Genomic DNA, 14137 nt, shown 5'->3' with positions numbered 1-14137 from the left:
TGCCCGGCGAACGGTTTTTCTCATGAACGATTTGTTTCCGCAACGGCAATTTTCATCCGGCCTGCGAGACGTTTGCAGGGGGGGTAAGACATTTTTCGGGGTGTTTCAGGCATGAAGTGCGGGTCGAGAAACTCAGAGCACGTAGACCCACGAGTGAAACTCGTCTACCTGTCTGGACAGCGTGGCGGCGCCACTATTCGAACAGTCGTTGGCGTGCCGCATCGGTAATGGCGACCACTGCGGGATGCTTGAGTCGTTTTTCGACGGAAATGGCAAAGAATCGTTCTTTGATCGAGTCGACTCGTCCCAGCAACTCGACGCGGTGTTGCTGCTGAATGCTTTGTTCAACGACAGTCGGAACCGCAAACACACCCGCTCCGCCCGAGCCGAAGACCTCGAACAGGTCGCAGTCCCCGAATTCCCCCCGGACCATCGGCCTAATTTCCAAGGCGTCGAACCACTGATCGAGCGAGCGACGCAGGGAACTGCCTTCCATTGGCAGCAGGAACGGCGCGCCGTTCAGCGATTGGGGGAAGCCGCGCCGATACTTCGCCGCCAGGTCGGCACTGGCCATGAATGAGACCGCACATTCGCCGAGTAGATGATTGAACGCACGCACGTTGACGAATGGACTCGCAGGAACGTCTGACAATACGACATCCAGTTCATTGATCGCCAATCGCGCCAAAAGTTTTTCAGTCTTGTCATCATGGCACACGAGCTGAACGGGCTCGGGCAGGTTCAGTACCGGCTCAAGCAGACGGTACACAATCATTCCCGGCAAGACGTCGGCGACGCCGACCACCAATTTGCGCGTACGGCCCGAGGGGCGGCCACTGAGCGTTTCTTGCAGTTCACGGCTGAGTGAGAAAATCTCTTCGGCGTAGCGGAAGACGGTCTGGCCGGTCTCGGTTAGGACCAGATGTCGGCCCGATCGTTCGAAGAGCTTTGCACCGGCGGCTTTCTCGAGTGACCGGAGTTGAGCGCTGATTGTCGGCTGTGTCAGAAACAGAATCTTGCACGCCTTCGCGATCGTGCCTTCACGGGCGACAGTCCAGAAGTAGAACAGATGCTGGAAGTTGAGTTGATTCATGTCATTTACAATACATAGATTTTATCTATGAATCAATCGGTTTATATCGATTTGTCGCGATCGTCGAGCCTCGCCTACGATGTGGCATGTAAAAAGGGCAAACGAGGTTTTCCCAGCGATCACCGGGCTGAGAAGCTCGGTTGACGTTGTTACGTATCGCGCGATTGAGAGGAGCACGCTTCCGTGGTGCTCGCGCGGTGTGCCTCGATTGGCTTGTGCAAGCCCGCCTTGAGTGAATGAGACAGTCGTGCCGCAGGCGCCTTCCGTGCATGTTGCGGCCACAGACAGGATGAAGGAGCTTCGATATGGCATTCAAAAAAAATAGCCTTGCTGTTGCCGAGAAACCAATCGAAACACGAATCGACCTCGGCAGAAAGGAGGCTTCTTCCGCAACGGAGAGCGCGGCACGCCCGATTACGTCGCTCAGCCTGATCTTCTATCGGATGGTCTGGTGTTTCGCGGGACCGGCACTTCTGGCATTGTCGCTGGCGAGAATTGCGACGACGAACGATGGTTGGGTGGCGTCGACCGACATCGGGTTTGTGGTGATTCTGGCGGGTACCGTGGCGGCGCGATGGCTGGGGTTTATGTCAGGAGAACGCGCAAATACCGTGGGCGAAATCACGACGAAGGAGCAACTGCATCGGTACACTTTGGTTTGGCTTGTTGGCGGCTCCATGGCATGGATCGTGGCGAACGTCATCGGCGGTCGGATTCCGAGTTGACGTTGCCGGTGGCGCGGCACAATTGTGTAGCGAGAATTCCGATATACGATTGTGGGGGAAGTGCACCGCTTCAAAAACCGCCTTCGTGTGTGGCTCTGGGTTAAACGAAGACTCGCAGGAATTCGAAAGCTGTCACGAATTCTGACTCGTGTCGATTGGTAGATAGAGCGTCACAATTGTGAACGGTCATCGAGTTCAGCGATCGTTGAGAAAGCTGCGGATAAAAATAATGAGACAACGCGTCCGACGTCGAATTCTGCTGCCGGGCCTGTTGCTCGCCGTGACATGGATGCTGATGTTCTTCGTCACTCAACCACGTGTTCACGCCGATTCGTCTGCTGTCGCAGACGCCCTGGCTGTGGAAAGTCATGCAGGTGAAACGCAACATCCGGCCGGTCATCATGACCCGGTCACGCCCGTGCTGCTAGGACTGTCGATCGTGTTGTTTGCGGCGAAAGCCGGTGGTGCCATTGCGGTCCGTCTGAGGCAGCCGGCCGTGCTTGGTGAACTACTGGTCGGGGTATTGTTGGGAAATCTTTTACTCGCCGGTTTTGACGGGGTCGAATTCCTTCGTCCGGCAAGCCCTGCGGATCATGGGACACAGGTGACCGGCCTTGTCGCGTTGACGCTCGACATGCTAGCGCGGATTGGTGTGATCTTGCTTCTGTTTGAAGTGGGGCTGGAATCCAGTGTTCGCGACATGGTCAAGGTTGGCTGGTCGTCACTCCTGGTTGCGATCTTGGGCGTGGTTGCACCGTTCAGTCTTGGCTGGTTTGTCGGCCAGTGGATGCTGCCGAATCATTCGTGGCACGTGCATCTGTTTCTGGGAGCGACTCTTTCCGCGACGAGTGTGGGGATCACTGCGCGCGTCTTTAAGGATCTCGGCAAGAGTGATACTGATGTCGCCAAGATCGTGCTTGGGGCAGCGGTCATTGATGACGTTTTGGGTCTTGTGCTGCTGGCGGTCGTTCAGGCCGTCATTATCCATGGAACCGCGGATTTGGTCGACGTCGCGTGGATTGTGGGGAAGGCGCTGGTCTTTTTGATCGGCAGTGTCGTCCTTGGCGACTGGCTGAGCCCCTACCTGTTCCGGGTTGCCGCCAAGCTGAATGTGCATGGCATGCTGATGGTTTCGGGCCTGTTGTTCTGTTTTGGATTGTCCTGGGCGGCGAGCCTGATGGGGCTGGCTCCGATTGTCGGTGCATTTGCGGCAGGGATGATTCTTGATGAGAAACACTATGCCGCGCTGCGGACGCAGGATCAGCGTTCACTGGAAGACTGGGTCTTGCCCGTCACGACGCTGCTGGTTCCGATCTTCTTCGTGATGATGGGTTTTCAGGTAGATTTACGGAGTTTCCGTGACCCGCAAGTTCTGATTCTGGCGGCTGGAATTACCGTCGCGGCGATCATTGGGAAACAGTTCTGCTCTCTCGGAGCCATCGGCCGCGGAATTGACCGTCTGAGTATTGGGTTCGGAATGATTCCCCGTGGTGAGGTGGGGCTGATCTTTGCGGCCATTGGTCAAGGTCTGGTCTCGAATGGAAAACCTGTGATTGAGGCGTCGGTTTATTCTGCGGTCGTCGTGATGGTCATGGTGACCACCTTTGTCACGCCTCCGTTGCTCAACTGGTCATTGCAGCGTAAGTCGGCCCCGGTTCCGACCGCCATTTCGTGATCGGGATCGAGTGGTTTGTTGCGAATGAAAAATTGGAGGCTTTCAATCCGGGCGACACGATGCGTTGTCACGTCCGTTGTGTCTCATTGAGGAATAATGAATTCTTTGACGATCCATTAGTGAGACACTTACAAACGTGATGATGACACATGTGGTACAGAGACGTAATAAATGTTCTGCACACAGTACGTTGTGATTGTACGGATAAGATTTGAGCGCGAAGGTGCTCGTTGATTTAATCGCCGAGCGTTGGCGGTGACGACGACGATTCTTCTCAATCCCAAGCTCCGCCTGATTGAAGTGACGGGACAGGCACCTTGCGGATGCACTCCCCTTCACTTCAATGGACCGTAACGCTTCTCAGTTGCCTAACAGCCTGTTGAAGTAAGTTTGGCAGGCACCGTGGCGTTGATGATGTCATGGCGTTTTTTAAGCTGGCATGAGCCAGTCCCCGTTACTTCAACAGGCTACGAAGTCTCGATGACCGAGCGACACATGCCTTGATACGAACCGCAGGGGCCGTCCGTCACATGTTTGAAGTACGGTCGACAGTCAACGGCAATGAAATTTCCGCTACATATGGGTAGAATCGTGGGTTCTCTTATAAACCTATCAAAATCGATCGTCATTTGTCTCAACGGCTCAGTCCGTTGAGTCAGTCCTTATATCGACTGAACTCGGAGAAATACCCATGTTTCAAACTTGGTTACGAGCTCAGCGGCCGTTATGGCTGGTGATTCCCCTGATTGTCATCGGTATCGCTCTTGAGTTGCATGTGGCACGGCGAAAGGCTGCGTCACGACCGAAGGCGGAAGTGACCGATGGTCAATATGATTCACGTCGAAATGAAGGCGAACTTCTGCAAATCGTCCGCGAGTAGCACCGGGGATGAGCCGCCTGTTGAAATCAGGGAGAGGGACAATCACTTTCGTGTTGACGCTGTCATGGCGTTTTTGAATTCTGGCGGAGCCCGTCTTCGTTATTTCAAACGAGTGTCTTGGGATCCGCAAATCTTCTGGCGGTGGCTGAAGGGCTTTGCCGAAACCCAGGGGCCTCCAGTGATTCGCTTGTCCAGCGTTGGCCCCCGATCCGTATTTTGGGCCCCGACATTTCCTGCACGTCCCGTGTGAACCCTCAATTGATGATCACCGGTCGCAGAGAGCCTTGAGGGTGCTTCGTCTCGCGACGGCTGACCGGATCAGGTAGAAGGCGAAGTCGACGGGCGTGTGTTCGTACGGTTTGGCAACGAGAAGCGAAAAATGGTGCCTGTCCCGTGTTGGCTTTCGACCGTGACGCTTCCATCGTGCGCTTCGATAAATGTTTTGACGATGGCCAGCCCCAATCCGAGTCCTTCTTCATTGTCAGGATCGGACACGCCTTTGTCGAAAACCTGGTCGAGTGTCTCGACGGGGATCCCCGACCCATTGTCGCTGATCTGGCATTCGACGGTCTCTTCCTGGGGCTGTTCACGTGCTATGACAATGACCTCACCTTGTGGCGCGTATTTGATTGCGTTGGCCAGCAAATTCTGAAAGACGCGATGTAAGAGGCTCGCGTCGGCATAAACGACCAGATTTGGCGGGACCTGATTGGTGAGCTTCGTACCTGACGTATCCGACATGGGGCGAAGATCGTGAATGAGCGATTCGACGAGCGGCCACAAGTCGAATTCCCGCCGCTCGACTTTAATTCCGCTGCTCGACTCGAGGTGGGCATTTTCCTCGAGAACTTTGCCGATCAACTTTTCGAGGTGCTCAACGTTGCGGCGCAGCGAGGTCAGCATCTGAATCGACTCGACGCTGGACGAGTCTTTGGGAATGGTCATTTCAAGAACCTTCCCGGCAAGGGAAATCGCGTTCAGCGGCGTGCGCAAATCGTGCGTCACAAACGAGAGGTACTCGTTGCGTCGTTGTTGTTCTTCGTGTGATCGTCGCGTCGCATACGCTTGAAGCGCACAACCGATGGCATGGTCGAAGAACCCGTTCATTAAGTGGAACGGCTGTCCTTGCAGACTGATGCCATTTTCGTCGGCGACATCATGGATGCACGCACGCAGGATATTGTATTCCGCAACGACTTCTTCGATGTCAAAATCGTCCTGGAGTCGTTGGAGGCCGTGTGCAGGCGAACTTCCCTTGGGCAACTCTTCCGGATTCGTCTGGTCGGCACGTGTTCGAAGGGTTGCGACGAATTCGTCGAGAAGCATCGGAATGTGATCGTTGAGAGCCTGGAGATCGAGGGGGCCCGCGGAGGGAAGTCGTCGCATTTGACGTCGCCACCGTTCGAGCAACGCAGGGCGTTGTTGTTGGATGAGCGTTGCCAGAAGGCTGAACAGGTTCGTCGTCATTATGCCTCTTTATCAAACTGGGTTTGCCGAGGCCTGAAAGAGCAGTTGCGAGCGTACAGAATTCTCGTTGGCGGAATGCGGGAGTGCAAGACCGACATCGCTACCGTCCGTGTCCACTACCGAATGGCTGGGGGCCGATCTGCGTGATTGTAGAAGCGGCTGGAGGGGAGGCTCTACGGGCACTTTCTGCAAGGAAATGCGGCGATCAAAAACTGGGCCCTTCGAGTCTCTGTGGTGAAATTCTAAATCCTTGACGAATTGTCACCACGAAGCAACAGAGAGGAAGACGCGCCGGTGGACTGAGATAGAACGGCTGTGTGTCATTTGTCTTGATCATGACGATGAAGCACAGGCAAACAAAACAGCACGTTGATTTGCCCTGTGGCGTTCAACGTGCCGTTTGTCGTTTGTTATTTTTTGAAGTCGAGTCCTGTGTCGTCCGGTGGACCTCCGTAGAGTTTGAAATTGAAGCCGTTGTCGGCCAATGTGACGAGGCCGGGCATCTGCTGCCCGTCGCTGCGTTCGAGGACAAGGATCGCTCCGTCGACGGAATACTTGCCGCCAAATTCCTGCTTCTTCGTTCCTTGCGAGAAGCCCCAGGTGAACTTGGAATCGGACGTCAGATCGAGTGTGAATGTCGTGCCATCAGGACGCTGGGCGTTCCAGTTGCCGACAATCTTCGTGGCGTCGATGTCCAGAGGGGGGTGAGGCTCTTCTTCTGATGGCGTTGCCGTTTCGGGGGATGTCTTGGGGTCCGGTGGCTGCGGCGTCGGTGTGGCAGCCGCTTCGGTCGTGCCAGTTTCCGCAGCAGGGTCACCGCCGAGGAGCTTCAGAAGTTGAGCTGAAAGCTGGTCAGCCGGTTGGAGTTTGACGACCTCTTGGTACTGTTTTCTGGCCGAATCGGAGTAGCCACAGGTCAGATAATGATAGGCGAGAACAAATCGCGCATCGGCCGAACTGGAGTTGTCTTTGACGAACTGTTCGAGAGTTCGAAGCTGGTCTGTATACGTTGCGACGTTGGAGTACATGCCACTGAGCGTCGTCCAATCCCAGCCTGGACCGGCCGACAGCACGGCGTAGAGCGTGCCCGCCGCCTGCTTGTAATCCTTGGTCGCAAAGAAAACCAACGCACGAAATTCGTGCAGCGCGGCATCTTTTGGCAGCGCCTTGATCGCGAGATCGATCTCGGTGGCTGCGTCGGCATAGTTGCCATTTTTGAAGGCCTCGCGAGCAAGATCCATGTGCGACGTTCCTTCCTGCACTTCTGGGGAAGGAGCCGCTGCGGTGGTGTCGGCGACCGTCGTATCGGCGACGGTGGTTCCGGCATCGACCGGAGTTGCGGTTGCCAAAAGGCTTGAATCCGCTGGCTGATTGATCACGGTGATCGGTTGGGAATAGTCATAGTAAGCGCTAGAACTGCCCCCGCCGACATAGTAGGGATTGCTGTATGAGGCGTAACCTGAGCTGTACATGATCGAGCCCAGCGTCCAGGCGCCCAATCCCCAGGCGACGGGACTGGCATACCAGGGGCGACCCCAATAGCCACCGTATCCGCCGTTCCAGTATCCGCCCCAGCCACGGTTCATGTAACCGTGGCCGTAGCCGTGCGCCCAGCCGTTCCAGTATCCGCCGCCTGGACGGTTCCAATTTCCGTTCCAGTTTCCATGTTGCCAGTTGTTGTAGTAGGGGCGAGTCGTCGCGTGGTTAAAGTTGTTTTGATGAATGTTGATGTTATTGAAGTTGTTATTGTTGTTGCCGATGTGGCCAAAGTTATTGTTGTTGCCGAAATTGGGACGATTGCCCCCAGCCCCAGGGCGGATGCCATTTCCTGGACGAAACTGTTCGCCCCCTCCGCCTGCTCCAGGTCGGTTCGCCCATCCTGGCCGATTCTGTTGGCCGCCCCCGCCGCCACCAGGTCTGTTTCCGCCTCCGGGTCGCAATTGTTCTCCTCCACCGCCGCCACCGGGTCGGATTCCCGTTCCCGGTCGAAACTGTTCACCGCCGCCGCCCGCACCGGGGCGCGAGGCGATGCCTCCGGGTAGTACCGAAGGACGATTGCCCCCACCGATTTGTGGCCGATTGCCGATGCCTGCATTGCCACCTCCGAAGTTGGGACGCGAGGAACCGCCGCCGATCGGATGGCTGAATGAGGGGCTGTGGTTGGGGATGTTTCCGAGATTAGGGCGTCCCCCTCCGCCGCCCCCCGAAGCACCTCCAAAATTCGGGCGGGGCCCGCCTCCAGCGCCTGGTCCACCTCCGAGGTTCGGACGTGCTCCTCCGCCGACCCCGGCACCGCCCCCAAAATTCGGACGTGCCCCTCCGCCGACTCCGGCACCGCCCCCAAAATTCGGACGTGCACCGCCTCCAGCGCCTGGTCCACCTCCGAGGTTTGGACGTGCTCCTCCGCCACCACCACCACCACCACCAAAGTTGGGTCGAGCTCCCCCGCCGCCTCCGAAACTCGGCCGGGCACCGCCACCCCCGCCGGCGCCAGCTCGTCCCCCACCGCCACCCCCACCAGCTGCGCGGCCACCGAAACCTCGCGCCATAACGTCTCCAGGCAGGCAGAAAAGCGTTGAGACAAGCAGAACGGAGAGCCAGTTGATTGTCTTCATCGCAGTATCCTTCAGAGATCGTGTATGGGCGTGCAATGTGTGCGAAGGAGAATTGATTCAATTGGGAAGCGGACGAAGCCGGTCGTTTCGTCTATTCCGCGGGATGGGGTGGGCGGCGTTTGACAACGATTTCGTCGATATCCTCCTGACGCTCACCATTGATCACCCGGTCATACGATCGCCAGCCGACGGTGTCTTCATCGATCAGGCGGTAGACAATCATGGCCGAGGCGGTTTCGCCCTTGGCGGTGGCACCTTGCGATGTCACGATCCATTCGTCGCCGTTGCTCAGCCACAGGCCTTCGGCATGACCACCGTGCGAATCGAAGACCCACGATTTGAATTGTTTTCTGACGGCATCCCAGCCAATGCGCATGGTGCCTGACATGGCGATTTCGCCTTCGACCTGGACTTGGAATTCCTGCATCAGAAAGTTGTCATTGTCGTGCCAGTTGCAAACGTTATGGACGATCGTCGTGTCGCTTTCTTCGATCCATTCGCCGACAAGCCAGGCGAGTTCCTGCAGGTGGTGATGGGGCGTCAGTTCGGGAGCGTCCGAGTCCCAATCGCGGACGCAGCCCAGTTGCCACTTTCCGTCAGTCTTGACGTGAATCGCGACGTACCCGGTCACCGATTCGGGATCGTTTGGCGAGGTGTACGATCGAGTCACACCTTCTTCAATGGCTAAGCTGGGGGTGAGAACACGAATGGATTCGATCTCGACCTGCATCGACGATTCAGGGTTTGCTTCGAAAACACTGGCAAAGGCCTGTTCGATCGCATCGCGTCCCCGTACCACCTGTGCGTCTTCGTCGATCATTTCGGCCTTTGTGGCGAACAGCGTCGCGAGTCCTTTTGCATCATGTTCGTTGTAGAACTTCGCGAAAGCTTCGGCGCTGGTGCGAATGGACTTCTCGTCCAGCGCTTCTGCGGAATCCGGGTCTGCCGATTGGGGTGTGGGTTTTGTCGTGGCAGGATTGAGGGGGGCGTTTTTCTTGTTGCCTGCATCGTCGGGCTTCTTCGTTTGAGCAGCACCGGGTTGAGGAACGGGTGTCGTCGGTTTCTTTCCTACAGTTGGCGTATTTTTGACGTTATTCGACGGTTTCTCGCCATTCTGGGCATGGACGAGAATGCCGCAGAACAGTGCGGCACCGATCGCAGCGGCAACGATCCCGGATTTAAAACGCATGGCAGACCTTACTCGGAAATGAATTGAACGTGCAGAGAGAGTGACAGCGTTCGACTTGCATTTCGGCGGATTATATCGGTGCCGAACGGTGAAGGCGAACATCTTGTAATATTGAAAGTGCGTGTCTCACGAATCGTTCTTGTCACTGCACGCGGTCGATTTCGTGACGCCTTCGAAATGGAGAGCGGTCACCTACAAAGTCGCCTGTGATGACGGTCTAGCCTGGGACAACGTTCTGCTAAAGGTCGTTGTCATCCAGTTCGAAGAGCTCTTTGAGTTTGTTAAGGTCGCCTGTTTCAAAGCCACGACGGAACCATTTGACGCGCTGGGCGGACGTTCCATGCGTATATTTTTCAGGTGAGGTGAAACCGGTTGCTTGTTTCTGCAGGCGGTCGTCGCCGATGGCATTCGCCGATTGAATGGCCGATTCGATGTCTCCATTTTCGATAAAACGAAACTTCTGCTGTCCGTAGTGTGCCCAGACACCCGCCAGGTAGTCGGCCTGAAGCTCAAGCCGTACGGACCATCGATTCGCTTCTGTTTTTGATGACGTTTGTCGTTTTTCGTCGACAATCCGGCTATAGCCGAGCAGGTTTTGAACATGATGGCCCACCTCGTGCGTAATGACATACGCCTGAGAGAATTCGGCTGCCGAGCCACCCAGGCGATCACTGAGTTCTGCAAAAAACGTGGGATCAAGGTAAACCGTTCGATCGGCGGGACAATAGAAGGGACCGACGGCGGACGGTGCGACGCCGCAGCGGGTCTCGACCTGGCGCGAGAACAGCACCATTCGCGGCGGTTCGTATTGTTCACCGGCCTTGCGAAAGAGCTCGCCCCAGACATCTTCGGTGTAGCCCAGAATCGTGGCGGCGAATTTGCGGCTGCGTGCCTCTTCAGGCGATTCGGTTTCGTCGACGGCGACGTTACCGGGGGCCCCCCCTTGCTGCTGATTGTTCAGGAGTTTTTGGATCTGGTTCGGATCGAATCCCAAAAGCAGACCGATGATCAGGATGATCAGACCGCCTCCCCCAATGGCCATGGTTTTGGGGGCCATCTTTCGTCGATCTTCCAGATTGTCGCTTTCGCGGCCACCTTCCCATTTCATTGTTGAGCGCCCTTCCGATAGCGGTGAATAGTGTCAGAGATGGATCGTCGGAAAGATCATGCGCTCTACGTGAGGGACCTGTCCATCCCGCGCACGCTGGAACCTGTTGAACGTCGAGCGGAAAAGGTCTGCCATCACCGGTTTCTCAGGTCGGCGAGCAGTCGATCCAAAACACCGGGCTCGGGCGGTTTGACGAGGTGATGGTGGAAGCCCGCGTCGGCGGTGCGGCGGCGGTCTTCTGCCTGGCCCCAACCGGTCAGCGCGACCAAAAGAGTGTTTTTCAATTCTGGAACCATTCGCAGGCGGCGCGAGACTTCGTATCCGTCCATACCAGGCATTCCCAGATCAAGCAGCACCAGATCGGGAGTGTACGACTGCACCAATTCGAGAGCCTCGGCACCACTATAGGCGACGCGCACTTCGTGTCCCTTGAACTGCAAGAGCATGGCGAGACTGCGGGCGGCATCTTTATTGTCATCGATAACAAGCAATTTGTGTCCTGAGGCACCCAGGACTTGCGGCGTGAATTTCGGTTCGGTGGCCTGGCTATTTTCAGGCGGGCCGAGGGGCAGGGGGAGGCGGACCACGAACTCGCTGCCTTGAGCAAGTCCCGCGCTATGGGCTTCGACCGACCCACCGTGAAGCTCGACCAGATTTTTGACCAGGGTCAAACCGATCCCCAAACCACCCTGGGCTTTAGTTGAACTTTGATCGGCCTGGACGAACAACTCGAAAATCTGTGGCAACATGTCCGAGGCGATGCCGATACCGTTGTCGACGACGCTGAGCACGGCCTGCTCCCCTTCCCTCCTGGCACTTACCCGAATCGTTCCGTTTGGTGCAGAGTACTTCGCCGAGTTGGTCAGAAGATTGCCGATTACTTGCGTCAATCGCACGGGGTCCGCAGACAGGGGCAACGATTCTGACGGGAGTGAGGTTTCCAAGTGATGATGTTGAGCGTCGATCAGGGGCTTGGCCGTTTCGATAGCACGGGTGACGATCGTGGCCAGTTCGACACGTTCCAGGCGAAGCTCAATCTTGCCTCGCATCACGCGCGAGACATCCAGCAGATCGTCTACAAGCCGCACGAGATGTTGGGTCTGACGTTCCATCACCTCGAGCGTCTGTTGTGTCGTTTCGGCTTCGATCGACGGTATCTTGAGAATCTGCAGTGAATTGGCGATCGGAGCCAGCGGATTGCGCAGTTCGTGAGCGAGTGTTGCCAGAAACTCATCTTTCCGACGATCGGCATCACGGAGTTCCGCTTCAACCTGTTTCAAGCGGCTGATATCCAGATTAATCCCGACCCACGACGTCAGTTCACCTTGTTCGTTTCGCACTGGGACGCCGCGCGAAAGAACGGAGTGCCACTTGCCGTCGACGCCTTTGACGCGGAGCTCACGATCCCAACGATGTCCGTACCGAACGCATTCCTGCCATGCGGCGATCATTGTGTCGGCATCGTCAGGGTGCAGAATGGTACCTGGTCCGTCGTGAGAATATTCTTCCTGCGTCAAACCGACGAGGCGGAGAAATGACTCGCTGATATACGTGTTGCGTCCAGTGGCATCGCAGACCCAGACGCCGTAGTCAATCGATTCGCCGATGGCACGATAGCGGCGTTCATTCTCCAGCACCGCGGCATGCCCTCGCTGCCGTTCGGTGACGTCGCGGAAAATCAGGACACTGCCGATGATGTTTCCCGTTGCGTCGCGGATGGGGGCGGCGGAATCATCGATGGGGCGTTCGGTACCGTCGCGCGAGATCAAAAGGGTGTGATTTGCCAATGCAGTAATGTCACCATCGGCAAGTGACTGCAGGGCTGGATTCGGTACTGGTTGACGGGTGGTCTCGTGGACGATGTGAAAGACCTCAGACAGTGGTCGTCCCGCGGCCTGGGGGGATTGCCAACCGACCAGCTTTTCGGCGACAGGATTAAGGAATGTGACTCGCCCTTCCCTGTCGGTGCGGATGACTCCATCGCCAATGCTCGCGAGCGTCGTCATCAGTTCATCGGCCCGTGCCCGTTCTGCCAACTGGGCACGTCGACGCGCCTGAACCTCATCTTCGAGCAGACGCTGTCGTTCTTCGATGCGACGCCAGGCACGCTGTAGAAGTTCTCCAATGGCACTCAGTCCGGCGCCGAGGAAGACAAAAGACGAAAGTCGAAACAATTCGATGGGTTTGGTTGCGGCTCGAACAATGTAAGGCGGTGAAAACAGGAACAGCGCACACAGCAGGCCGCAGGTCGTCGCAACAACGCCCCCTTTCCAGCCACCAATGACGCTCGCGACGAAGATCATGCCCAGAAAGAGCAATGATGTCAGCATGCCACTGAATGAGTCGGGAAGGCTCCATTGAGTCATAACGAGCAGAACGCACCCGACCAGGCAAATGGCTGTCAAGTTGGTCTTACGTCGTGGTGGCCACATTGGTGAGTTTCCGCGGCGTCGAACCGATGACGACGCACTGCTGATTTCAACAGGGGGGAACTCTGATGGTAGAGGACTCGGCTTTCGACCGCCATCTTGGACGCGGGAATCATCGAGGCGTACGAATGGCTTCGACCAACTGTCTCACACGATCGAGTTCCACCGGATTTGTGGCGATTCCGTCTTGCTTCAGGCTGGTTCCCACAATCAATCCGTCCGCGATCGATTTGAGCCGCGGAACGCCGTCAACGGTCACACCGCTGCCGACGAGGACGGGAGTGGAACCGGCGGCCAGCTTGACATCACGCAAAGTCATTTCTTCGATCGGTTGCCCTGTTGCCGTGCCCGAGACAATCAACGCATCACATTTTCCGCGTTCGATCAGATCGCGAACTTCGTCTCGAAGCGGTCGCTGTGCGAGTGCCGCAGAGTGCTTGACGTCCACATCGGCCCAGATCTTGACGGAGCCGGCGCGCAGGTTCGCCCGGTCTCGCAACAGGTCATGCGCAATGCCGTGAAGAAGACCCTGATCTGCCACGCGGGTCCCACATAGGACATTGACACGAATAAAAGAGGCTCCCGAGGCGACGGCCACCGCGAGTGCACTCAGGCCGTCATTCCGTAAGACATTGATTCCCAGGGGAACATCGAATCGCCACATCAGGTCGCTCGCCAGCGAGGTCATGGCCGCGACAGTGATCGCGGGAACGCGACCAGGATAGAACGGCGAGTCGCCGAAGTTCTCGAGCATCAGCCCGTCAACACCGCCCTCCAGTAAGGTTTCCGCGTCGCGTAGAATGGAGTGTCGGATGGCGGCAAAGTCGCCTTGAAAATCCGATGATCCGGGCAGTGGCGGCGCGTGTAACATTCCGATCAGGGGGCAGTCCTGTGGATTCCATTCGGGGTGGAGCATCGGTTGCGGTCTCGTTGGAAAGGGGCTTGCGGACTTGGGC

10 protein-coding genes are annotated in these 14137 nt (G+C 56.8%); 3 read left to right on the top strand and 7 right to left on the bottom strand.

The features are described 5' to 3' along the window. Positions 1-193 precede the first annotated feature (193 nt). The gene (nhaR, locus tag OSO_RS0125635; RefSeq protein WP_010585904.1) at positions 194-1093 is read right to left on the bottom strand and encodes a transcriptional activator NhaR; all 900 of its coding nucleotides are present in this window, start codon (positions 1091-1093) and stop codon (positions 194-196) included. A 305-nt stretch (positions 1094-1398) separates the two neighbouring features. On the opposite strand from nhaR, the gene OSO_RS0125625 reads away from it, so the two are divergent. From OSO_RS0125625 to OSO_RS0125610, 3 genes are all read left to right on the top strand, one after another. Next, a complete protein-coding gene (locus OSO_RS0125625; RefSeq protein ID WP_010585903.1) occupies positions 1399-1818 on the top strand; it encodes a hypothetical protein in 420 nt (139 codons plus the stop codon). A gap of 229 nt (positions 1819-2047) precedes the next feature. Beyond that, positions 2048-3493 carry a cation:proton antiporter gene (locus OSO_RS0125620; RefSeq protein WP_010585902.1) on the top strand — a complete coding sequence of 482 codons (1446 nt, stop codon included), beginning with the start codon at positions 2048-2050 and terminating at the stop codon, positions 3491-3493. 691 nt (positions 3494-4184) lie between these two features. Then, positions 4185-4373 carry a hypothetical protein gene (locus OSO_RS0125610; protein ID WP_010585901.1) on the top strand — a complete coding sequence of 63 codons (189 nt, stop codon included), beginning with the start codon at positions 4185-4187 and terminating at the stop codon, positions 4371-4373. Positions 4374-4691: 318 nt separating this feature from the next. Here OSO_RS0125610 and OSO_RS0125600 read toward each other — a convergent pair whose 3' ends face one another. From OSO_RS0125600 to OSO_RS0125570, 6 genes are all read right to left on the bottom strand, one after another. Beyond that, entirely contained in the window at positions 4692-5840 is a 1149-nt protein-coding gene (locus tag OSO_RS0125600; protein WP_010585900.1) for a sensor histidine kinase, read from the bottom strand. Between the two features lie 410 nt (positions 5841-6250). After that, positions 6251-8455 carry a tetratricopeptide repeat protein gene (locus tag OSO_RS52325; protein WP_261340394.1) on the bottom strand — a complete coding sequence of 735 codons (2205 nt, stop codon included), beginning with the start codon at positions 8453-8455 and terminating at the stop codon, positions 6251-6253. A 91-nt stretch (positions 8456-8546) separates the two neighbouring features. Beyond that, positions 8547-9644 (bottom strand): SgcJ/EcaC family oxidoreductase, encoded by a 1098-nt coding sequence (locus OSO_RS45105; RefSeq protein WP_010585897.1) that lies wholly within the window; start codon positions 9642-9644, stop codon positions 8547-8549. A 238-nt stretch (positions 9645-9882) separates the two neighbouring features. Beyond that, complete coding sequence (gene ypfJ, locus OSO_RS0125585; RefSeq protein WP_010585896.1) at positions 9883-10752, bottom strand: KPN_02809 family neutral zinc metallopeptidase; 870 nt, start codon at positions 10750-10752, stop codon at positions 9883-9885. Positions 10753-10886: 134 nt separating this feature from the next. Beyond that, on the bottom strand, positions 10887-13184 hold the full coding sequence (locus OSO_RS45100; protein ID WP_010585895.1) for a hybrid sensor histidine kinase/response regulator: 2298 nt from the start codon (positions 13182-13184) through the stop codon (positions 10887-10889). A gap of 109 nt (positions 13185-13293) precedes the next feature. Beyond that, positions 13294-14097: a BtpA/SgcQ family protein gene (locus OSO_RS0125570; RefSeq protein WP_010585894.1), complete on the bottom strand. Its 804-nt coding sequence runs from the start codon at positions 14095-14097 to the stop codon at positions 13294-13296. Between the last annotated feature and the right edge of the window lie 40 nt (positions 14098-14137).

This window comes from Schlesneria paludicola DSM 18645, assembly GCF_000255655.1.
In the GTDB taxonomy this organism is placed as follows: Bacteria; Planctomycetota; Planctomycetia; order Planctomycetales; family Planctomycetaceae; genus Schlesneria; species Schlesneria paludicola.
The sequence above is the reverse complement of the archived record's forward strand: the minus strand, read 5'-3'. Positions and strand labels throughout refer to the sequence as shown.